The sequence below is a fragment of the Paraburkholderia sp. NMBU_R16 genome (assembly GCF_013282575.1).
Lineage (GTDB): Bacteria > Pseudomonadota > Gammaproteobacteria > Burkholderiales > Burkholderiaceae > Trinickia.
This window is the reverse complement of the sequence record NZ_JAAAYE010000033.1, coordinates 1-18,806: the sequence shown is the minus strand read 5'-3', so window position 1 is coordinate 18,806 and position 18,806 is coordinate 1. Positions and strand designations below refer to the sequence as shown.

Below are 18,806 nucleotides of genomic sequence, written 5' to 3'. Positions count from 1 at the left end.
AGGGCGAAGGCGCATGAGCAGGATTCATCCCACCGCGATCATCGAATCGGGCGCAGAGCTGGCCGACGAGGTCGAAATCGGGCCGTACGCGATCGTCGGCCCGAACGTCACGATCGGCGCGGGAACGGTCATCGGTTCGCATAGCGTGATCGAAGGCCACACGACCATTGGCGCTGCCAACCGGATCGGGCATTACGCTTCGATCGGCGGGCGGCCCCAGGACATGAAGTACCAGGGCGAACCGACGCGGCTCGTCATCGGGGATCGCAACACGATTCGCGAATTCACGACGATTCATACCGGCACCGTGCAAGACGGCGGCGTGACGACGATCGGCGACGACAACTGGATCATGGCGTACGTGCACATCGGTCACGATTGCCACGTCGGCAGCAACACGATTCTGTCGAGCAACGCGCAGATGGCCGGCCATGTGATCGTCGGCGATTGGGCAATCGTCGGCGGCATGTCGGGCGTTCATCAATTCGTGCGGATCGGCGAGCATTCGATGCTCGGCGGCGCGTCGGCGCTCGTGCAGGACATTCCGCCGTTCGTGATCGCGGCCGGCAACAAGGCGGAGCCGCACGGCATCAATGTCGAAGGCCTGCGCCGGCGCGGTTTTTCCGCCGACGCGATCTCCGCGCTGCGCGGCGCTTACCGTCTGCTCTACAAGAACGGGCTGTCGCTCGAGGAAGCGAAGACCCAACTGGGCGAACTCGCGGCGGCAGGCGGCGACGGAGACGAGCACGTGCGCAAGCTGATCGCCTTCATCGACGCGTCGCAGCGCGGCATCATCCGCTAAATGGTGCTCCCGACCCACTCGCTGCGCGTGGCAATGGTAGCGGGCGAGCCGTCGGGCGATCTGCTCGGCGCGGCGCTCGTGGGCGGCCTCGTGCGCCGGCTGCCGGCTGGCACGCGCTACTACGGCATCGGCGGGCCGCGCATGATCGCGCACGGCTTCGATGCACATTGGCCGATGGAGAAGCTGACGGTGCGCGGCTATGTGGAAGCGCTACGTCACATCCCCGAGATTCTGCGGATCCGGCGCGACCTCAAGCATCAACTGCTGGCAGAGCGGCCGCACGCATTCGTTGGCGTGGACGCGCCAGACTTCAATTTCGGGCTCGAGGAGCCGTTGCGCGCAGCGGGCATTCCGACCATTCACTTCGTCTGCCCGTCTATTTGGGCCTGGCGCGGTGGCCGCATCAAGAAGATTGCGCGGTCGGTCGACCATATGCTCTGTGTCTTCCCGTTCGAGATCGAGCTGCTCGAGAAAGCCGGTATTCCGGCCACTTACGTGGGCCACCCGCTTGCCGACGAGATTCCGCTCGTGCCCGACATGGCGAGTGCGCGTCAGGCATTGGGCCTGCCCGCGGGCGGTCCGGTGATTGCGGTGCTGCCGGGCTCCCGACGCTCGGAGATCGAGTTGATCGGGCCGACGTTCTTTGCCGCGATGGCGCTCATGCACGAGCGCGAGCCTGACGTGCGCTTCGTCATGCCGGCCGCGACGCCGGCTTTACGCGCGCAACTGCAGCCGCTCGCCGACGCTCATCCGGGGCTGCCGCTGACGATCACCCCAGGCGATGCGCAGCGCGCCATGACAGCGGCCGACGCGGTGCTCGTCAAGAGCGGCACCGTCACGCTGGAAGCCGCACTGCTGAAAAAGCCGATGGTGATTTCGTACAAGGTGCCTTGGTTGACGGGACAGATCATGCGTCGCCAGGGTTATCTCCCGTACGTCGGTTTGCCCAACATCCTCGCGGGCCGCTTCGTCGTTCCCGAAATTCTGCAGCATTTCGCTACGCCGCAAGCGCTCGCGGATGCAACGCTGACCCAGTTGCACGACGAAGCGAATCGGCGCACGCTCACCGAAGTGTTCACGCGCATGCATGAGACGCTCAAACGCAACACCGCCGAGCGCGCGGCGGAGGCGGTCGAGCGGATCATCGAATCGAGAAGGGTACGAACATGACGGCCTCCGGTCCAACGCGCCGCGCCGGCGCGGCGAGTGGTGCCGCAGCATCGAAGACAGCGGGCAAACCGGCTGGCGACGCGCCGCAATCGGCGCTCGATTTCAGCTCGCCGCTCGACATCGTCTGCGGTGTCGACGAGGCGGGGCGCGGACCGCTGGCCGGTCCCGTCGTGGCGGCGGCCGTCATCCTGAATCCGAAACGACGTATTCGCGGTCTCGACGATTCCAAGGTGCTCAACGCGAAAACGCGCGAAGCGCTTTACGAGAAGATCGTCGAACGCTCGATTGCCTATTGCGTGGCCTCGGCCAGCGTCGAGGAAATCGATACGCTCAATATCCTTCACGCGACGATGCTGGCGATGAAACGCGCCGTCGAAGGACTGGCGATCATGCCGACACTGGCCAAAATCGACGGCAATCGTTGTCCCGTGCTGTCGATCCGAAGCGAAGCGATCATTGGCGGCGATGCCCTCGTGCCGGCGATTTCGGCGGCGTCGATTCTTGCGAAGGTAACGCGCGACCGGATGCTGAACGAGCTGCACGAACGTTTTCCGATGTACGGGTTCAACGCGCATGTCGGCTACAGCACGCCGCAGCATTTGGCCGCGCTGGCCGAGCACGGCCCCTGCGAGCACCATCGGCGCTCATTCGCGCCCGTGCGCGAGGCATACGAGCAGCGCGGCGTGCGCGTCAGCCTGCCTGCCGGCGCCGAGGTCGTGGTCCCATCTACGCTCGAGGAGGCATTTGCGCTCGTGGACGTTGCCGCGCCCACGTCAGCGCCAGGCGAAGATGCCGCGCCCACGCCTGCCTCGATGCCGTGAAAGCCATTACTTCGCGCGACAATCCGCTCTATAAGCGTCTGAAGGCGCTGGCCGGCTCGACGCACCAGCAGCGCAAAAGCGGCCATGCGCTGCTCGAGGGTTTTCACCTCGCGAGCGCTTACCTCGATGTTGCGGGGCAACCCGAGACTTGCGTGGTTACCGACGAGGCATTGCATCATCCGGAGGCGCAGGCGATCGTCGGGCGCGTCGATCCGGCACATCTCGTGTCGTTGCCGCAAGCGTTGTTCGGGCAGCTATCGAACGTCGTCAACGGCGTTGGCATGCTCTTCGTCGTGCCGAAACTCGTGCGGGCGCTACCGGAGTGCATCGACGAGACCTGCGTCGTGCTCGACGGTGTACAAGATGCGGGCAATGTGGGTTCGATCCTGCGCAGCGCGGCTGCTGCCGGCATCAAGCGCGTGTTTTGTGCGCCGGGAACTGCCTACGCTTGGTCGTCAAAGGTACTGCGCTCCGCGATGGGCGCGCATTTTCTGCTCGATGTCCACGAAGATGCGGCGGCGGAGACGTTGATTCCACGTCTTGCCGTGCCGGTGGCGATCACCGATTCGCACGCGGCTTCACCGCTTTACGATTGCGATCTGTCGGGGCCCATCGCATGGGTCTTCGGCAACGAGGGCGCCGGCGTGTCGCCCGCGTGGCGCGCCGCCGTTTCGTACTGGCTGAGCATTCCTCAGCCGGGCGGGATGGAATCGCTCAACGTTGCCGCGGCCGCCGCTATTTGCCTGTTCGAACAGTGCCGTCAACAGCGGGCTTGAGGCCGCAGCCTTGGCGTCTCACGGTCAATAGCCAGGACGTTCCAATTTGATTTCTTGAAGAATCGTGGTGGCGATTTCTTCGATCGACTTGTGCGTCGACGACAACCACTTGATCCCCTCGCGCCGCATCATCGCTTCGGCTTCGTTGATCTCGTAGCGGCAGTTCTCCAGCGCCGCGTATTTGCTGCCTGGACGCCGCTCGTTGCGAATCTCCGACAGGCGTTGAGGGTCGATGGACAGGCCGAACAGTTTGTCGCGGTGATCGCCGAGCGCGCCGGGCAGCTTGCCGCGTTCGAAATCTTCGGGAATCAGCGGATAGTTGGCCGCTTTCACGCCGTATTGCATGGCGAGATAAAGGCTTGTCGGCGTTTTACCGCTTCGCGATACGCCGATGAGGATGACATCCGCTTCGGTCAGATTGCGATTCGATTGACCGTCGTCATGCGCGAGCGAGAAGTTGATCGCCTCGATACGCGTCTTGTATTCCTCGGTGTCCGCATTCTGATGGCCGCGGCCGACAGCGTGCGTCGACTTCATATCGAGTTCCTGCTCGAGCGGCTCCACGAACTGCTGGAAGATATCGAGGACGAGCGCATTCGAATTCTTGACGATGGCGTTCGAGGCACTATCGACGAGCGTCGTGAAAACGATCGGGCGGCGGCCGTCGAACAGGGCGGATTCGCTGATCTTTTCGACCGTCGCATACGCCTTGTCGGCCGAATCGACGAACGGGACGCGGACGAGACGGAACTTCTGATCGAACTGGGAAAGAATCGAATGCGCGAAGGTTTCGGCAGTGATTCCAGTACCGTCGGAAACGATGAATACGGTTGGCGGCATCGAGAAAAACTCTGAAGGTAGCGGCGCTGCGGGCTGGGAGCTGGCTCGAAAACAGACGGCATCGCCCGCGGAAAAACGGAGGAGCGATGCCTTTCAGGCGCCCCGGCGCACGTTCTGCCGGCGCTTTTTCGCTTCGAGCGCCCCGATTATCGCGCGGCGGCCACTATTTGGCGAGGCAGCACGGTAAAATAGCGACAACCTGTTGGATAAGCAATTGCTATCGAAACGTAAATGCGATTGCTTCTCCAACAGGTTGCGCATGATGCGCGCCGTCTTCCAATGGGGTGGCGCGCGTCCGAGCCCGCGTGCGCAGCCGTGCATTTTTTTCACACTTAGGGGCTTGTATGACTAACGCAGCAAACGTCGCAAAGGACCAGGCGTATGTAGTTCCGTTCGAACAATTGCGAATGACCGATGTCGAGATCGTGGGCGGCAAGAACGCCTCGCTCGGCGAGATGATCAGCCAACTGGCGGAGGCGGGCGTGCGCGTGCCGACCGGCTTTGCCACGACCGCGCTGGCCTTTCGCGATTTCCTCGCGCACAACAATCTGACGGAGCGCATTGCGGCGCGCCTTGCGACGCTCGACGTCGACGACGTCAAGGCGCTCGCCGCCGCCGGTGCCGAAATTCGGCAATGGATCGTCGAGGCACCGATGCAGGCCCGACTCGAGCAGGAGATTCGCGCGCAGTTCGAGACCCTGCAAAACGGCTCGCCCGACGAACTGTCGTTCGCCGTGCGTTCGTCGGCCACGGCCGAGGATTTGCCCGACGCATCGTTCGCGGGCCAGCAGGAAAGCTACCTCAACGTCGTCGGCATCGACGAGGTGCTGGACCGGATGAAGCACGTCTTCGCCTCGCTCTACAACGATCGGGCGATCTCGTACCGCGTTCACAAGGGCTTCACGCATGCCGAAGTGGCGCTTTCGGCCGGCGTGCAGCGCATGGTGCGCTCGGACGTGGGCGCGGCCGGCGTCATGTTCACGCTCGACACGGAATCGGGCTTCAAGGATGCGGTGTTCATCACCTCGAGCTACGGCCTCGGTGAAACCGTCGTGCAAGGCGCGGTGAATCCGGACGAGTTCTACGTCTTCAAGACGACGCTCGAGCAGGGCAAATATCCGATCATCCGCCGCTCGATCGGCTCGAAGCTGATCAAGATGGAGTTCACGCAGCCGGGCGAGCCGGGTCGCGTGAAGACGGTCGACGTGCCGCACGAGCAGCGCAACCGTTTCTCGATCACCGATCAGGATGTGATCGAGCTGGCGAAGTACGCCGTCATCATCGAAAAGCACTACCAGCGTCCGATGGACATCGAGTGGGGCAAGGATGGCCGCGACGGCAAGATTTTCATCCTTCAGGCGCGCCCTGAGACGGTCAAGAGCCAGAGTGCCGGCAAGATCGAGCAGCGTTTCAAACTGAAGGGCCAGTCGACCGTCCTTGCGACGGGCCGTGCGATCGGTCAGAAGATCGGCGCGGGACGCGTGCGCGTCATTCACGATCCGTCGGAAATGGAGCGGGTGCAGCCGGGTGACGTGCTCGTGGCCGACATGACCGATCCGAACTGGGAGCCGGTGATGAAGCGTGCGTCGGCGATCGTCACGAATCGCGGCGGACGTACCTGCCATGCGGCGATCATCGCGCGCGAGCTCGGTGTGCCGGCCGTCGTCGGCTGTGGAGACGCCACCGATGTCCTGAAGGATGGGACGCTCGTCACGGTGTCGTGCGCCGAGGGCGACGAAGGCAAGATCTATGACGGCTTGCTCGAAACGGAGGTGACCGAGATCGCGCGCGGCGAGCTGCCCGAGATTCCGGTCAAGATCATGATGAACGTCGGTAATCCGCAGCTTGCGTTCGATTTCGCGCAGTTGCCGAACGCCGGTGTCGGCCTTGCACGGCTCGAGTTCATCATCAACAACAACATCGGCGTGCACCCGAAGGCGATCCTCGAGTATCCGAATGTCGATCAGGATCTCAAGAAGGCCGTCGAAAGCGTTGCGCGCGGCCATGCATCGCCGCGTGCGTTCTACGTCGACAAGCTGACCGAGGGCATCGCTACCATTGCGGCGGCGTTCTATCCGCGCCCCGTCATCGTGCGGCTTTCGGACTTCAAGTCGAACGAGTACAAGAAGCTGATCGGCGGTTCGCGCTACGAGCCGGATGAGGAAAACCCGATGCTGGGTTTCCGGGGTGCGTCGCGCTACATCGCGCAGGACTTCGCGCAGGCGTTCGAAATGGAATGCGTGGCGCTCAAGCGCGTGCGCGAGGACATGGGTCTTTCGAACGTCGAAATCATGGTCCCGTTCGTGCGTACGCTCAAGCAGGCGGAGCGCGTCGTGGGCCTGCTCGCGAAGTTCGGATTGAAACGCGGCGAGAACGGCCTGCGCCTCATCATGATGTGCGAGATTCCGTCGAACGCAATTCTGGCCGAGCAGTTCCTCGAACACTTCGATGGCTTCTCGATCGGCTCGAACGACCTCACGCAGCTCACGCTCGGTCTGGATCGCGATTCCGGCATGGAACTGCTCGCGGCCGACTTCGACGAGCGCGACGAGGCGGTCAAGTTCCTGCTGAAGCGGGCGATCGATACGTGCCGGCGCCTGGACAAGTATGTCGGTATCTGCGGTCAGGGGCCGTCCGATCACCCCGATTTCGCGCAGTGGCTCAGCGATGAAGGCATCGCGTCCATCTCGCTGAATCCGGATACGATCATCGAGACCTGGCAGGCGCTTGCCAAGGCCGCAGCGAAGTAACGAGCGAACCCGCCCGATATCGGTGCGGGTCCGTCGTGCAAGTCACGGCATTCGTGCTATAACGCCCCGGTAACCCCGGGGCGTTTTTATTATTGGGCCATTCAGTACTCAGGATTCGGGATTCGGTACTCGGGGTGAACCGGATTCGAGGAGACCGGGATGAATCCGAACGACTATATCTGGTGGATCGGCGCGGGTGTGCTCGTCGTCGCCGAGTTGTTGACCGGGACGTTTTATCTATTGATGATCGCGCTCGGGTTTCTCGCCGGCGCGCTCGTTCATCTGGCCGGTGCGGCGCCGGCCGTTCAATACGCGGTGGCGGCGCTCGTTGCGCTTGCGGCAGTCATCACGTTGCGGCGCAGCCGCTTCGGTCACCGCAAGGCGCGGCGCGATGCCGGGTCGAATCCTGACGTCCATCCCGATATCGGCGCCGCGATCGAGGTCCTCGAGTGGCGCGATGGCCATGCGCGTGTGCCGTATCGCGGCGCGCTCTGGGACGTGGAGCTCGCGCCCGGGGCCCGCGACGACGCGCGTCGCTACGAGATCACCGCGGTACACGGGAACCGTCTGATCGTCGCCGAAAAGAAGCCGTCGGGTCCGACCGCGCCGCATCATCCGCTGTCAACAACCAAGGAGTGAACAATGGATATGACCATCGTGGGGGCCGTGCTGCTCGTCGTCGTGATCGTCCTCGTCGCGCAGACGATCAAGATCGTGCCGCAGCAGCATGCGTGGGTGGTCGAGCGGTTCGGTCGCTATCATGCGACGCTCGCGCCGGGGCTCAACATGGTGCTGCCGTTCGTCGATCGCGTCGCGTATAAGCACGTACTCAAGGAAATCCCGCTCGAGGTGCCCGCGCAAATCTGCATTACGCGCGATAACACGCAACTGCAGGTGGACGGAGTGCTGTACTTCCAGGTGACCGATGCGATGAAGGCATCGTACGGATCGACCAATTTCGTGTTCGCCATCACGCAACTCTCGCAGACGACGCTGCGCTCGGTCATCGGCCGTCTGGAACTCGACAAGACCTTCGAAGAGCGCGATCTCATCAACCGCAGCGTGGTGTCGGCGCTCGACGAGGCGGCGTCGGGGTGGGGCGTGAAAGTGCTGCGCTACGAGATCAAGGATTTGACGCCGCCGAAGGAAATTCTGCATGCGATGCAGGCACAGATCACCGCTGAACGGGAAAAGCGCGCGCTGATCGCGGCCTCCGAAGGGCGCAAGCAGGAACAAATCAACATTGCGGCCGGCCAGCGCGAGGCGGCCATCCAGCGCTCGGAAGGCGAGCGTCAGGCAGCGATCAACCAGGCGCAGGGCGAAGCAGCGGCGATTCTGGCGGTAGCAGAAGCGAATTCCGAGGCGATCCGAAAGATCGCGGGCGCGATTCAATCGACCGGTGGCATGGACGCCGTCAATTTGAAAGTGGCCGAGCAATACGTCAATGCGTTCTCGAATCTGGCCAAGGCGGGCAATACGCTGATCGTGCCCGGCAACCTGTCCGACTTGAGCACGATGATTGCCTCGGCGCTGACGATCGTGAGCCGCGGCAAAAACGCACAGGTGGCCGAGGCGCGCTGAAACCGTCGGCCATTTCGCAACCGGGGCCGCCAGCGGTGGCCTCGGAGTTCGACTGAGCGCTCAGTACTCAGTCCTCGGCCTTCTTGGCCTTGGCCAGGCGCTCAGCCGGCCGAGCGCATGAGCCGTGCCTTTTCGCGTTCCCAATCGCGCTTTTTCTCCGTCTCGCGTTTGTCGTGCTGCTTTTTGCCCTTGGCGAGGCCGATTTCGCACTTGACGAGGCCGCCTTTGTAGTGAAAGTTGAGCGGTACGAGCGTATAACCGCGTTGTTCGACCTTGCCGATCAGCTTCTTGATCTGATCCGCATGTAAAAGCAGTTTGCGCGTGCGGACGGGGTCGGGCTTGATGTGGGTCGACGCCTCGGGCAGCGGACTGATGTGCGCACCGATCAGGAACATCTCGCCGTCGCGCACGACGACGTAACCTTCCTTGATCTGGCCGCGCCCGGCGCGCAGTGCCTTGACCTCCCATCCCTCGAGCACGAGCCCTGCTTCGTAGCGCTCCTCGATGAAGTAATCGAAGAAGGCTTTTCTGTTGTCGATGATGCTCATGAATGGAGGATGCCCATCTCGTTTAAAATTGCAATTTTAGCAAAGCGGGACCTACCGAGGCTCCGCTCCGCCCACTTTCGCCCGCGCGCCGTCAAATGTATGGCTGATGTCCAGAAAACCGTATTGATTCGGCACTCGGCCGAGGAGATGTTCGATCTCGTCACCGATGTCGCCGATTATCCCAACTTCCTGCCCTGGTGCGGCGGCGTCGAGATCCGGCGGCAGGACCAGCACGGCATGGAAGCCCGCATCGACATCAACTTCAAGGGCATCAAGCAGCACTTCGCGACACACAACACGCAGTCGCGTCCGACACGCATCGACATGGAATTCGCCGAGGGGCCGTTTCGCAAGTTCACCGGCTACTGGCGGTTCACCCCGCTGCGCACGGATGCTTGCAAAATCGAATTCGCACTGCATTACGAGTTTGCGAGCGTCATCCTCGAGAAACTCATCGGCCCGGTATTCACGCATATCGCGAACACGTTCGTCGAATCGTTCGTCAAGCGCGCCGATCAGCGCTACGGCCGGCCATGAGCGCACCGTTGTCGATCTGCGTCTGCTATGCGCAACCCGGGACGCAAACCCTGATCGAGGTTCGTTTGCCGGTCGGTGCGACGGTTCGCGACGCGATCGACGCGAGCCGCATCGTCGAGCGGCACCCGGAGATCGATCTCTCGACCGCGAAAGTCGGTGTGTACGGCAAGCTCAAGCCGCTCGACGCGCCGCTCGCGGATCACGACAGAGTCGAGATCTACCGTCCGCTCATTGTGGACCCGAAGCTTGCTCGGCAGCGGCGCGTGGACAAGACACGCCGAGAGGGCTCGATCGAGGGCCGCAAATGGTTGTCGAAGGATTCGCGCTGAGCGGGGAGGCGGGCCGGGACTGCGCGCCGCTATGCCGCTTGACCGACCATACCACACCGGCCAACAGCAGTGCGATCGCTGCGCCTTCCAGCGGGCGCGGCATGCGCGCGTCGTAGATGAATCCATAGAGCAGGGCGAACAGCGTCTCGAAGACGATCAACTGGCCCGACAGCGTGAGCGGCAAGCGGGTTGCGGCCGCGTTCCACAGGCCGTTGCCTAGCCAGGAAGCGCCTACCGCCAAACCCAGGTTGAGCAGCCAGAACGTTTGCCAGCGCGCGCTGCTGAGCGTCTCGAAGCTGTCCGCGGCGCCATGTGCGTGGACGAATGCGAGGGCGGGCAACCACGTCAGCGCACCGAAGAGGCCCGTAGCCACGCCCAGCAGGACCGACCATTCGTTGCTGTCGAAGCGGGCATTGCCGCGCAGCGTGCGCGCGTTGACCACGGCGAACCAAGTCCATGTGGCGAGCGCGCCCACCGCGCAGGCGACGCCGGCGAGCTTGCCGGCCACCGTCGTCGCGCTCGCGGCCGCCTGCGAGGCGTCGCCCGTGAAGACATCCACATTGATGCAGGCGATGCCGGCCGCCACGAGCCCGAGCGGAAAGATCAGACGAACGAGCGGCACGGCACCGTGGTCGTGTCGCCCGGCGAGGGTGACCGTGACGGGCAGTACGCCGACGATCAGCGAGGTCGGCCCGATACCGATCCGATGCACCGCCGCGGTCAGAAACAGGTAGTAGACGAGATTGCCGATCAACGCGAGCCGCGCGAGCGCGGCGAGATCGGCTCGCGTCAGCTTGCCGGCCACACGCCGCGCGATCGGTACCGCAGCGGCGAGCGAAACGAGCCCGTACATCATGCAGCGCGCAGAGGCGAGCAATGCCGGCGGGAAGTCGCCCAGCAGCCTCGGCACGAGAAACACCGTGCCCCATAGGGCGCCAGCCATGATGCCGTAGCTCACTCCCTGCCGCATGCCGTGATCCTCGTTCGATGGGTTGCACTGTGCCGCACTGTAGGAGCGTGGCGAGGCCTCGTCTTGTTCATTTCTGCACTCGCGGGAGCGTGGGCCCGATCGCGCGCTTTTTTTCTGTTGGTTCGATTCGTGCGTGTCGCGCAAACGAAAAACGAGCGAACCGGGCTCGAACGCAAAACCGAAATCGCGTCGGCCCGAGGGGCACAAAAATGCGCTAACTTGCTGTTCGCGCAGTGAAAACCAGGGAGGTATCGCGTATAATTCGCTTTTGCGCCTATAGGATTTGCCATGCGTCTGATCCAGAAAGCACTCACGTTCGATGACGTGCTCCTCGTCCCGGCTTTCTCCGATGTGTTGCCGCGCGACACCAGCCTCAAGACCAAGCTGACCCGCAATATTTCCCTGAATATGCCGCTCGTGTCGGCCGCGATGGACACAGTCACCGAGGCACGGCTCGCGATTGCCATGGCGCAGCAAGGCGGCGTCGGCATCATCCACAAGAATCTGACGGCTGCCGAACAGGCGCGTGAAGTGGTGAAGGTCAAGCGGTTCGAATCGGGCGTCGTGCGCGATCCGATCACGATCCCGCCCGACATGAAGGTGCGCGACGTCATTGCGTTGTCGCAGCAGCATGGCATTTCCGGCTTTCCCGTCGTGGAGGGCGCGAAGCTCGTCGGTATCGTGACGAACCGCGACTTGCGCTTCGAGACGCGCTTCGACGAGCCCGTACGGAGCATCATGACTCCGCGCGAGCGGCTCGTGACAGTCAAGGAAGGGACGCCGCTTGCGGAGGCGAAGGCCTTGATGCACTCGCACCGTCTCGAACGCGTGCTCGTCGTGAACGACGCCTTCGAACTGCGCGGGCTGATGACCGTCAAGGACATCACGAAGCAGACCGAGCACCCCGATGCGTGCAAGGACGAGCACGGCAAGCTGCGCGTGGGCGCGGCGGTGGGCGTCGGTCCCGATAATGAAGAGCGCGTGACGCTGCTTGCGGCGGCGGGGGTCGATGTCATCGTCGTGGATACCGCGCATGGTCACAGCAAGGGCGTGCTCGAGCGTGTGCGCTGGGTCAAAAAGCAATACCCGCACGTGGAAGTCATCGGCGGCAATATCGCGACGGCCGACGCGGCGCGTGCGCTCATCGAATACGGCGCGGACGGTGTAAAGGTCGGCATCGGCCCCGGTTCGATCTGCACGACGCGTATCGTGGCCGGCGTGGGTGTGCCGCAGATCACGGCGATCGCAAACGTCTCCGAGGCGCTCAAGGGCACGGGTGTGCCGGTGATCGCCGATGGCGGCGTGCGTTACTCCGGCGATGTCAGCAAGGCGCTTGCCGCCGGTGCCGACGCAGTCATGATGGGCAGCATGCTCGCCGGTACGGAAGAAGCGCCGGGCGACGTGTTCCTTTATCAGGGCCGCCAGTACAAGTCGTATCGCGGCATGGGTTCGGTCGGCGCGATGAAGGATGGCGCGGCGGACCGCTACTTCCAGGACAATTCGGCCAACATCGACAAACTCGTACCCGAGGGGATCGAGGGCCGCGTTGCATACAAGGGCTCGGTCAACGCCATTCTGTTTCAACTGATCGGCGGTGTGCGGGCCAGCATGGGTTATTGCGGCTGCAGCACGATTGCCGAGATGCACGAGAAAGCGCAGTTCGTGGAGATCACGTCGGCAGGGATGCGCGAATCGCACGTGCACGACGTCCAGATCACGAAGGAAGCACCGAACTATCACGTGGACTGACGCGTGTGGGCGTTGCGGGCGGGTTGGCCTGGTTCGGCTTGCCCTTCGCGCCGACCCGTCCGGTTTCCGCGATCGTCGTCAGCTTTTTTCGGTAATGAGTGCTGCCACTTGCTGCCTGCACAGCTGTTGCGCCTGCGCGCCGGTCTTGTTTGCCGGCCGCTCGGCGCAATTTGTTTATCGGCATGGCCGATCGCCCGTCCTGACGCATTCGTTTTCTATTTTTCCTCATTGAGTTTCGTGCCCAGCCATGCATGACAAGATCCTGATCCTCGACTTCGGCTCGCAAGTCACCCAACTTATCGCCCGCCGTATTCGCGAAGCGCATGTGTATTCGGAGATTCACCCGTACGATGTCGACGACTCGTTCATCCGTGAGTTCGCCCCGAAAGGCGTGATTCTGTCGGGTGGGCCGAACTCGGTGACCGAATCCGATACGCCGCGCGCGCCGCAGGCCGTGTTCGAACTGGGTGTGCCGGTGCTCGGCATCTGTTACGGCATGCAGACGATGGCGGAGCAACTGGGCGGCAAGGTCGACGGTGGGCACGTGCGCGAATTCGGCTATGCCGAAGTGCGTGCGCGTAACCATACGAGCCTGCTCGAGGGGATCGAAGATTTCCGTACGCCGGAAGGGCACGGCATGCTGAAAGTGTGGATGAGCCACGGCGACAAGGTAACCGAGATGCCGGAAGGCTTCGCGCTGATGGCGTCCACGGAATCGTGCCCGATTGCGGCAATGGCCGATGAAGAGCGGCATTTCTACGGTCTCCAATGGCATCCGGAAGTCACGCATACGGTTCAAGGGCGTGCGATGCTCGAGCGCTTCGTGCTGCAGATTTGCGGCGCGAAGGCCGATTGGGAGATGGGGCATTACATCGACGAGGCTGTCGAGAAGATTCGCGCGCAGGTGGGTGACGAGCATGTGATTCTCGGCTTGTCGGGTGGTGTCGATTCATCGGTGGCGGCGGCGCTCCTGCATCGCGCCATTGGCGATCAGCTGACGTGTGTCTTCGTCGATCATGGCTTGTTGCGGTTGAACGAGGCGGAGCAGGTGATGGCGACGTTTGCCGATCATCTCGGTGTGCGCGTCATCCATGTCGATGCGAGCGAAGCGTTTCTCTCGAAGCTAGCCGGCGTGACGGATCCGGAGCACAAGCGCAAGATCATTGGCGCCGAGTTCGTTGAAGTGTTTCAGACGGAAGCGGGCAAGCTGCGCGACGCGAAATGGCTGGCGCAGGGCACCATTTATCCGGATGTGATCGAATCGGCCGGCAAGGGCAAGAAGGCGGCACATACGATCAAGAGCCATCACAACGTTGGTGGCTTGCCTGAGACGTTGAATTTGAAGTTGCTTGAGCCGTTGCGGGAACTGTTCAAGGACGAGGTACGCGAGCTTGGTGTGAAGCTCGGATTGCCGTATGAGATGGTCTATCGGCATCCGTTTCCTGGGCCGGGGCTCGGTGTGCGGATTCTTGGTGAGGTGCGGCGCGACTTTGCGGATCTGCTGCGGCGGGCTGATGCGATTTTCATCGAGACGCTGCGCAACACGATCGACAAGGAGACCGGGAAGTCGTGGTACGACCTTACCAGTCAGGCGTTTGCCGTGTTTTTGCCCGTGAAAAGCGTTGGCGTAATGGGCGATGGGCGGACTTATGAATATGTCGTCGCACTGCGCGCGGTGCAGACGCTCGATTTCATGACGGCGCATTGGGCCCATTTGCCGCATGCGTTGCTCGGGCAGGTTTCGAATCGGATCATCAATGAGGTCCGAGGGATCAATCGGGTTGTCTATGATATTTCGGGGAAGCCGCCGGCTACGATTGAGTGGGAGTGATTTTGGGCCGCGCCAAGCTGTCTCACTTGGTATCGAAAATCGCCTAAACGCCATATGTAGCAACGGTTTAAGGCTATCATCCGGTCTCATTTCGTGTCGCCCGATCTCGATATATTTGCTGGTACGGTCGATGGCATGTTTTTAGGGCATCCACTTCGTTCTGTTCTGTACCATTGCGGTACCATGATGGTATCTGATGGTGAACCGAACGGAGGATACCTTGCTGACAGATACGGGGCTGCAGAAGCTCAAACCCGCCGAGAAGCTTTACAAGAAGGGCGACCGTGACGGCCTGTACGCCGCCGTTCTGCCGAGCGGCACCATCAGTTTCAGATACAACTATCGGATAAACGGCAGGGGCGAGACGCTCACAATAGGCCGGTACGACGCCAAGCTGGCACGCAATCCGGCGCGCGAACCCGATACGCTCGAATATGGCATGGACATGTCGCTGGCCGAGGCGCGCACGCTGCTGGATCGCGCCAGACGAGACGTGGAGCGGGGCGCATCGCCGTCGCGCGGGAAAGCAGACAAGCGCTCTGCAGTAGCGGACGCGCTGACGTTCGGTGGCTGGGCCGAAAACTATTTTGCCCACAAGGCAGACCCCAAGAGCGGCGCCGAGCAACTGGCGGACAGCACCCTGGCGATGCGAAGGTCTGTCTATAAGCGTGCCATCGAACCGGCGCTGTCAAAACTAAAGCTGGACGAGGTGACACCCGCTCGCCTGAAAGCGCTTTGTGACGACGTGAAGTCCAAACGCGGCCCCGCAGTAGCTATCCATGTTCGCGATGTAACGCGGGCTATATTCGCGCACGCGCGCGCCAGTGGGCTGCCCGTCGAGAATCCAGCCGAATCAATCCGCGCGTCGGCCATCGCAACGTTTGAACCCCGCGACCGCGCGTTGTCGCCGGCCGAAATCCGCACATTCCTGATCGCGCTGGAGCTGGTAGCCACCACGCCGACGCTGCGACTGGCGCTGAAATTCATTTTGCTGACTGGCGTTAGAAAATCGGAATTCATAGACGCGACTTGGGGGGAGGTTGATTTCGACGCCGAGCGGTGGACAATCCCCGCCGCCAGAATGAAGGCGGGGAAGGCGCACGTAATCCCATTGAGCGACCAGGCGCTGGACATTTTAGTGGCCTTGCGTGCTTGCTTCGGTGCCAGCGACTACCTGCACCCAGGGCGATACGACCACGACCAGCCGATTTCGAACGCAACCCTGAATCGGGTCATTGACGCGGCCGTGGAGCACATTCGAAAGTCGGACCCGGAATTCCAGACGTTCGGCGTGCACGATCTGCGGCGCACGTTTTCCACTGGGCTTAACCGTGCGAAGTTTGAGGAACGCTGGATTGAAATGTCACTGGCGCATGCACCGCGCAACCGCATCGCCGCCGTCTACAACGTGAACCGCTACCTGACCGAAAGAAAGATCATGTTGCAATGCTGGGCCGACATGGTCGACGCGTGGATGCGTGGAGAGTCAGCGCGCGACCTGATAGCCGACGCAAAGCGGCGAGCCGCCGAAGTACACGAAGATGACTTAGACGACGACCTCTAATTTTCGTGTGCGCGCACAACGACCCGGCTTCGGCCGGGTTTTTTTATTGCGTTCGTGATGCAGCGTTAAGCACAGTGAACTGCGAGCGCCGTACGGCGAAGAACCCGCAAGAGGAAACGAATAACCCACAAGAGGAAACTGCGCGCAATGGCACCGAAACTGTCGCCATGCAATCTCACATGGAGTCATACCAAAATGCGCAACACGCAAACCATCGGTCTGGAAACGTATCTTCGCATCACGCAGCTTATCAACGAACGCTTCGTCCCGTTCAGCAAGCCGACACTCTGGCGGCGCGTGCAGGATGGCAGCTTTCCGAAGCCGATCAGGATTCAAGGCGTCACAGCCTGGAGGCTGAGCGACATTCAGGAATGGCAGCGCTCGCAGATGGAAATCGCGAATGCACAATAAAAACGGTGGACGACCATGAAGCCGACCACCGCAAAGGACCAAATAACCATGAGCACTCCTAATAATTATATCACCCCATCCGATTTTCTCGCGTGGGAAAAAGTCAACGCCGCAATGCTTCGCGACGAAGCGGAACGGCAGCGTCGCGCAATTGATGACGCCGTTATCAAGGCCGTCATGCAAGCGAGGCAGAGCGGTATGTGTCTGCAGGACGCGGGACGCATCATCGTTCGCAACTTTCAGTATGGCTGCCGTGACGGCATCAGTTATACGCCGGCCGCCGTTCGTCGTGCGCTGGAGTCCATCGGCTGGGAGCCGAAGCGTAAGAATGCGGGAGGCGACGCCCAGTGAACGCGTTCATTTCGATTGAACAAATCCGAGCAATGCAGAAGGCCGGCACGCTGGATGCGACGGTTGCTCCCGAGCATTCGCCGCGCCGGAAGAAGAAGCCGAAGGATCAGCCGAGGGTTCAGAAGTCGCCCGAATTGCTGGCCTGGGAGGACGAGCAGCGGAAAGCGCGAAATGCGCGTGACGAAGAACGACGCCGCCAGCAGAAGGAAGAAAACGCGCGCTTGCAGGACGAACCCGTTAGCGTCTTGCCGCCTGTAATGACGGTGGACGACATGCTGGAAGATTGCGTGTGGATTGCGTCGGGCAGCCAGGTAGGCAGGCTGAGCGCGCCGAAAACGGTTTTGTCGTTCGGGGAGTTTTGTGATCTTACGGCGTGCAACACCACCGAAGTAGGCGACCCGGACAGCAAGGCGAAACCGCGTCAGGTTCCGAACGCGGCGCTGTGGAAGAAGGACGCGAACCGCAAGACAGTGCACGCGCGCACGTTCCATGCTGGGGCCAGCGAAATCTGCCGCGATCCTGACGGCGAGACGGCGATGAATTCCTGGCGGCCAATCGAGCGTCGTAAGTCATCGGCCGACGAGCAGCCATTTCTGGAACACGTCGCATATCTGATTGAGGATGTGGCCGAGCGCGAAGTGTTCCTGGACTGGCTTGCACACATCGAGCAGTGCCCTGGCGTGCTGCCGCATTACGGCTGGCTGCACATCGCTGCGAACACCGGAACCGGCCGTAACTGGATGGCGTCTGTTCTGGCGCGCGTGTGGCGAGGATATGTTGCGCCGAACGTCGATTTGCCTGCGCTGCTGGAAAGCCAGTTTAACGGCATGCTGGCGGGCCGCGTGCTGGCAATGGTCGATGAAGTACAGGAGGGTAGCGGCGAAAATCCATTTCGCAATGCCAACCGCCTTAACGCCATCGTCAACGCCGAAGAACGCGAAATCAATCCGAAATTTGGCCGCAAGTTCAAGGAACGCAATTCTTGCCGCTGGCTGGTGTTCAGCAACTACGAAAACGCCCTGCCGATGAAGGGCACCGACCGCCGCTGGCGCGTGGTTCGCCACGATGCCGCGCCGCGCTCGCCTGAGACGTACACGAAGCTGTATGCACTGCTTGGCGATGCCGAGTTCATCAACGCGGTGGGCGTCTATCTGCGTGAGCGTGATATCAGCGCGTTCAACCCCGGCGAACGTCCGCCGATGAACGAAGCGAAGCGCGCTGCGTTGAACGCATCGAAGTCGATGACACAGCAGGCAGCCGAACAGCTAATCAAGCGCTGGCCTGCTGACGTAATCACCAACGGCGACGCCGCCGAAGTGCTGGGCGACGGGCACGACAAGGGATTCACTCCGGCTATGCGTCGAGCGTTGACCGAAGCCGGCGCGGTTCAGTACGGCGACGGGCGGCTGGTCAAGGTTCGCGGCCAGTCCTGGCGGTGCTGGATTCTGCGCAACGCCGAGCGGTGGACTGAGGCTACGCCAGTCGAGATTGCAACCGAGGCGGCCCGCGCTCGCGATTACAACGACACGCTGCCAGCAATGGACGTGTTGGCCGGCGCATCCAGAGAATCCGACCGCGATGATCGTCCGATCTGAACTGCACGCGTGCACAAAAAGAGCCGCCCATGAGGCGGTTTTTTTCTTCCCTAACAGCTTGCTGAAATACCACTCGCCTGGTCATCGGACGAGGTGGCCGAAGCGTTGATAAGAAAGCCCTGTCTGCCTCCTGAAGATCATGCGCGGTAGCGACACATTCACCGAGAAGTTGTTCACGTTC

At 62.0% G+C, this 18,806-nt stretch carries 18 protein-coding genes; 15 read left to right on the top strand and 3 right to left on the bottom strand.

Translation table 11 applies throughout. The annotated features are described in order from the left end of the window. Positions 1–13: 13 nt before the first annotated feature. From lpxA to GWC77_RS17540, 4 genes are read left to right on the top strand one after another with little or no spacing between them, the layout of a single operon-like run. Positions 14–802: an acyl-ACP--UDP-N-acetylglucosamine O-acyltransferase gene (lpxA, locus tag GWC77_RS17555; protein WP_173259016.1), complete on the top strand. Its 789-nt coding sequence runs from the start codon at positions 14–16 to the stop codon at positions 800–802. Next, positions 803–1,972 carry a lipid-A-disaccharide synthase gene (gene lpxB, locus GWC77_RS17550; RefSeq protein ID WP_173259014.1) on the top strand — a complete coding sequence of 390 codons (1,170 nt, stop codon included), beginning with the start codon at positions 803–805 and terminating at the stop codon, positions 1,970–1,972. It abuts the gene before it with no gap. After that, entirely contained in the window at positions 1,969–2,793 is an 825-nt protein-coding gene (gene rnhB / locus GWC77_RS17545) for a ribonuclease HII (protein WP_173259012.1), read from the top strand. Before lpxB ends, rnhB begins: the two co-directional genes overlap by 4 nt. Then, positions 2,790–3,569, top strand: coding sequence for an RNA methyltransferase (locus GWC77_RS17540; RefSeq protein ID WP_173259010.1), 780 nt, complete (start codon positions 2,790–2,792; stop codon positions 3,567–3,569). Before rnhB ends, GWC77_RS17540 begins: the two co-directional genes overlap by 4 nt. Positions 3,570–3,593: 24 nt before the next feature. Here GWC77_RS17540 and GWC77_RS17535 read toward each other — a convergent pair whose 3' ends face one another. Continuing rightward, on the bottom strand, positions 3,594–4,409 hold the full coding sequence (locus tag GWC77_RS17535; RefSeq protein ID WP_173259008.1) for a pyruvate, water dikinase regulatory protein: 816 nt from the start codon (positions 4,407–4,409) through the stop codon (positions 3,594–3,596). Between the two features lie 344 nt (positions 4,410–4,753). On the opposite strand from GWC77_RS17535, the gene ppsA reads away from it, so the two are divergent. The 3 genes from ppsA (at position 4,754) to GWC77_RS17520 (ending at position 8,740) form a co-directional block, all read left to right on the top strand. Further along, positions 4,754–7,159: a phosphoenolpyruvate synthase gene (ppsA, locus tag GWC77_RS17530; RefSeq protein ID WP_173259006.1), complete on the top strand. Its 2,406-nt coding sequence runs from the start codon at positions 4,754–4,756 to the stop codon at positions 7,157–7,159. 159 nt (positions 7,160–7,318) lie between these two features. After that, positions 7,319–7,798, top strand: coding sequence for an NfeD family protein (locus GWC77_RS17525; RefSeq protein ID WP_173259004.1), 480 nt, complete (start codon positions 7,319–7,321; stop codon positions 7,796–7,798). A gap of 3 nt (positions 7,799–7,801) precedes the next feature. Further along, positions 7,802–8,740, top strand: coding sequence for an SPFH domain-containing protein (locus GWC77_RS17520; RefSeq protein WP_173259002.1), 939 nt, complete (start codon positions 7,802–7,804; stop codon positions 8,738–8,740). A 101-nt stretch (positions 8,741–8,841) separates the two neighbouring features. Here the strand turns inward: GWC77_RS17520 and smpB are convergent, their stop codons facing one another. Continuing rightward, positions 8,842–9,288 (bottom strand): SsrA-binding protein SmpB, encoded by a 447-nt coding sequence (gene smpB / locus GWC77_RS17515; RefSeq protein WP_173259000.1) that lies wholly within the window; start codon positions 9,286–9,288, stop codon positions 8,842–8,844. Between the two features lie 99 nt (positions 9,289–9,387). Here smpB and GWC77_RS17510 point away from each other — a divergent pair, with 99 nt between their 5' ends. Both GWC77_RS17510 and GWC77_RS17505 read left to right on the top strand, forming a co-directional pair. Beyond that, positions 9,388–9,825, top strand: a complete 438-nt coding sequence (locus GWC77_RS17510) for a type II toxin-antitoxin system RatA family toxin (RefSeq protein WP_173258998.1) — start codon at positions 9,388–9,390, stop codon at positions 9,823–9,825. Beyond that, positions 9,822–10,154 (top strand): RnfH family protein, encoded by a 333-nt coding sequence (locus tag GWC77_RS17505; protein ID WP_173258996.1) that lies wholly within the window; start codon positions 9,822–9,824, stop codon positions 10,152–10,154. The genes GWC77_RS17510 and GWC77_RS17505 overlap by 4 nt, the downstream gene beginning before the upstream one ends. Here the strand turns inward: GWC77_RS17505 and GWC77_RS17500 are convergent. Continuing rightward, the gene (locus GWC77_RS17500) at positions 10,054–11,124 is read right to left on the bottom strand and encodes a DMT family transporter (RefSeq protein WP_173258994.1); all 1,071 of its coding nucleotides are present in this window, start codon (positions 11,122–11,124) and stop codon (positions 10,054–10,056) included. The genes GWC77_RS17505 and GWC77_RS17500 overlap by 101 nt on opposite strands. 288 nt (positions 11,125–11,412) lie before the next feature. On the opposite strand from GWC77_RS17500, the gene guaB reads away from it, so the two are divergent. The 6 genes from guaB (at position 11,413) to GWC77_RS29630 (ending at position 18,625) form a co-directional block, all read left to right on the top strand. Then, complete coding sequence (gene guaB, locus GWC77_RS17495; RefSeq protein WP_173258992.1) at positions 11,413–12,873, top strand: IMP dehydrogenase; 1,461 nt, start codon at positions 11,413–11,415, stop codon at positions 12,871–12,873. Between the two features lie 247 nt (positions 12,874–13,120). Then, the gene (gene guaA, locus GWC77_RS17490) at positions 13,121–14,704 is read left to right on the top strand and encodes a glutamine-hydrolyzing GMP synthase (RefSeq protein ID WP_173258990.1); all 1,584 of its coding nucleotides are present in this window, start codon (positions 13,121–13,123) and stop codon (positions 14,702–14,704) included. A gap of 220 nt (positions 14,705–14,924) precedes the next feature. Continuing rightward, positions 14,925–16,268: a site-specific integrase gene (locus tag GWC77_RS17485; RefSeq protein ID WP_217283314.1), complete on the top strand. Its 1,344-nt coding sequence runs from the start codon at positions 14,925–14,927 to the stop codon at positions 16,266–16,268. A gap of 195 nt (positions 16,269–16,463) precedes the next feature. Then, positions 16,464–16,679: an AlpA family transcriptional regulator gene (locus tag GWC77_RS17480; RefSeq protein WP_173258987.1), complete on the top strand. Its 216-nt coding sequence runs from the start codon at positions 16,464–16,466 to the stop codon at positions 16,677–16,679. Between the two features lie 15 nt (positions 16,680–16,694). Further along, entirely contained in the window at positions 16,695–17,030 is a 336-nt protein-coding gene (locus tag GWC77_RS17475; protein WP_173258986.1) for a hypothetical protein, read from the top strand. Beyond that, positions 17,027–18,625, top strand: a complete 1,599-nt coding sequence (locus GWC77_RS29630) for a DUF5906 domain-containing protein (protein ID WP_173258984.1) — start codon at positions 17,027–17,029, stop codon at positions 18,623–18,625. Before GWC77_RS17475 ends, GWC77_RS29630 begins: the two co-directional genes overlap by 4 nt. The last annotated feature ends 181 nt before the right edge of the window (positions 18,626–18,806 follow it).

Coding starts and splice junctions, on each gene's coding strand:
- lpxA (WP_173259016.1), top strand. CDS start 14: ATGAGCAGGATTCATCCCACCGCGATCATCGAATCGGGCGCAGAGCTG.
- lpxB (WP_173259014.1), top strand. CDS start 803: ATGGTGCTCCCGACCCACTCGCTGCGCGTGGCAATGGTAGCGGGCGAG.
- rnhB (WP_173259012.1), top strand. CDS start 1,969: ATGACGGCCTCCGGTCCAACGCGCCGCGCCGGCGCGGCGAGTGGTGCC.
- GWC77_RS17535 (WP_173259008.1), bottom strand. CDS start 4,409: ATGCCGCCAACCGTATTCATCGTTTCCGACGGTACTGGAATCACTGCC.
- ppsA (WP_173259006.1), top strand. CDS start 4,754: ATGACTAACGCAGCAAACGTCGCAAAGGACCAGGCGTATGTAGTTCCG.
- GWC77_RS17525 (WP_173259004.1), top strand. CDS start 7,319: ATGAATCCGAACGACTATATCTGGTGGATCGGCGCGGGTGTGCTCGTC.
- GWC77_RS17520 (WP_173259002.1), top strand. CDS start 7,802: ATGGATATGACCATCGTGGGGGCCGTGCTGCTCGTCGTCGTGATCGTC.
- smpB (WP_173259000.1), bottom strand. CDS start 9,288: ATGAGCATCATCGACAACAGAAAAGCCTTCTTCGATTACTTCATCGAG.
- GWC77_RS17510 (WP_173258998.1), top strand. CDS start 9,388: ATGGCTGATGTCCAGAAAACCGTATTGATTCGGCACTCGGCCGAGGAG.
- GWC77_RS17505 (WP_173258996.1), top strand. CDS start 9,822: ATGAGCGCACCGTTGTCGATCTGCGTCTGCTATGCGCAACCCGGGACG.
- GWC77_RS17500 (WP_173258994.1), bottom strand. CDS start 11,124: ATGCGGCAGGGAGTGAGCTACGGCATCATGGCTGGCGCCCTATGGGGC.
- guaB (WP_173258992.1), top strand. CDS start 11,413: ATGCGTCTGATCCAGAAAGCACTCACGTTCGATGACGTGCTCCTCGTC.
- guaA (WP_173258990.1), top strand. CDS start 13,121: ATGCATGACAAGATCCTGATCCTCGACTTCGGCTCGCAAGTCACCCAA.
- GWC77_RS17480 (WP_173258987.1), top strand. CDS start 16,464: ATGCGCAACACGCAAACCATCGGTCTGGAAACGTATCTTCGCATCACG.
- GWC77_RS17475 (WP_173258986.1), top strand. CDS start 16,695: ATGAAGCCGACCACCGCAAAGGACCAAATAACCATGAGCACTCCTAAT.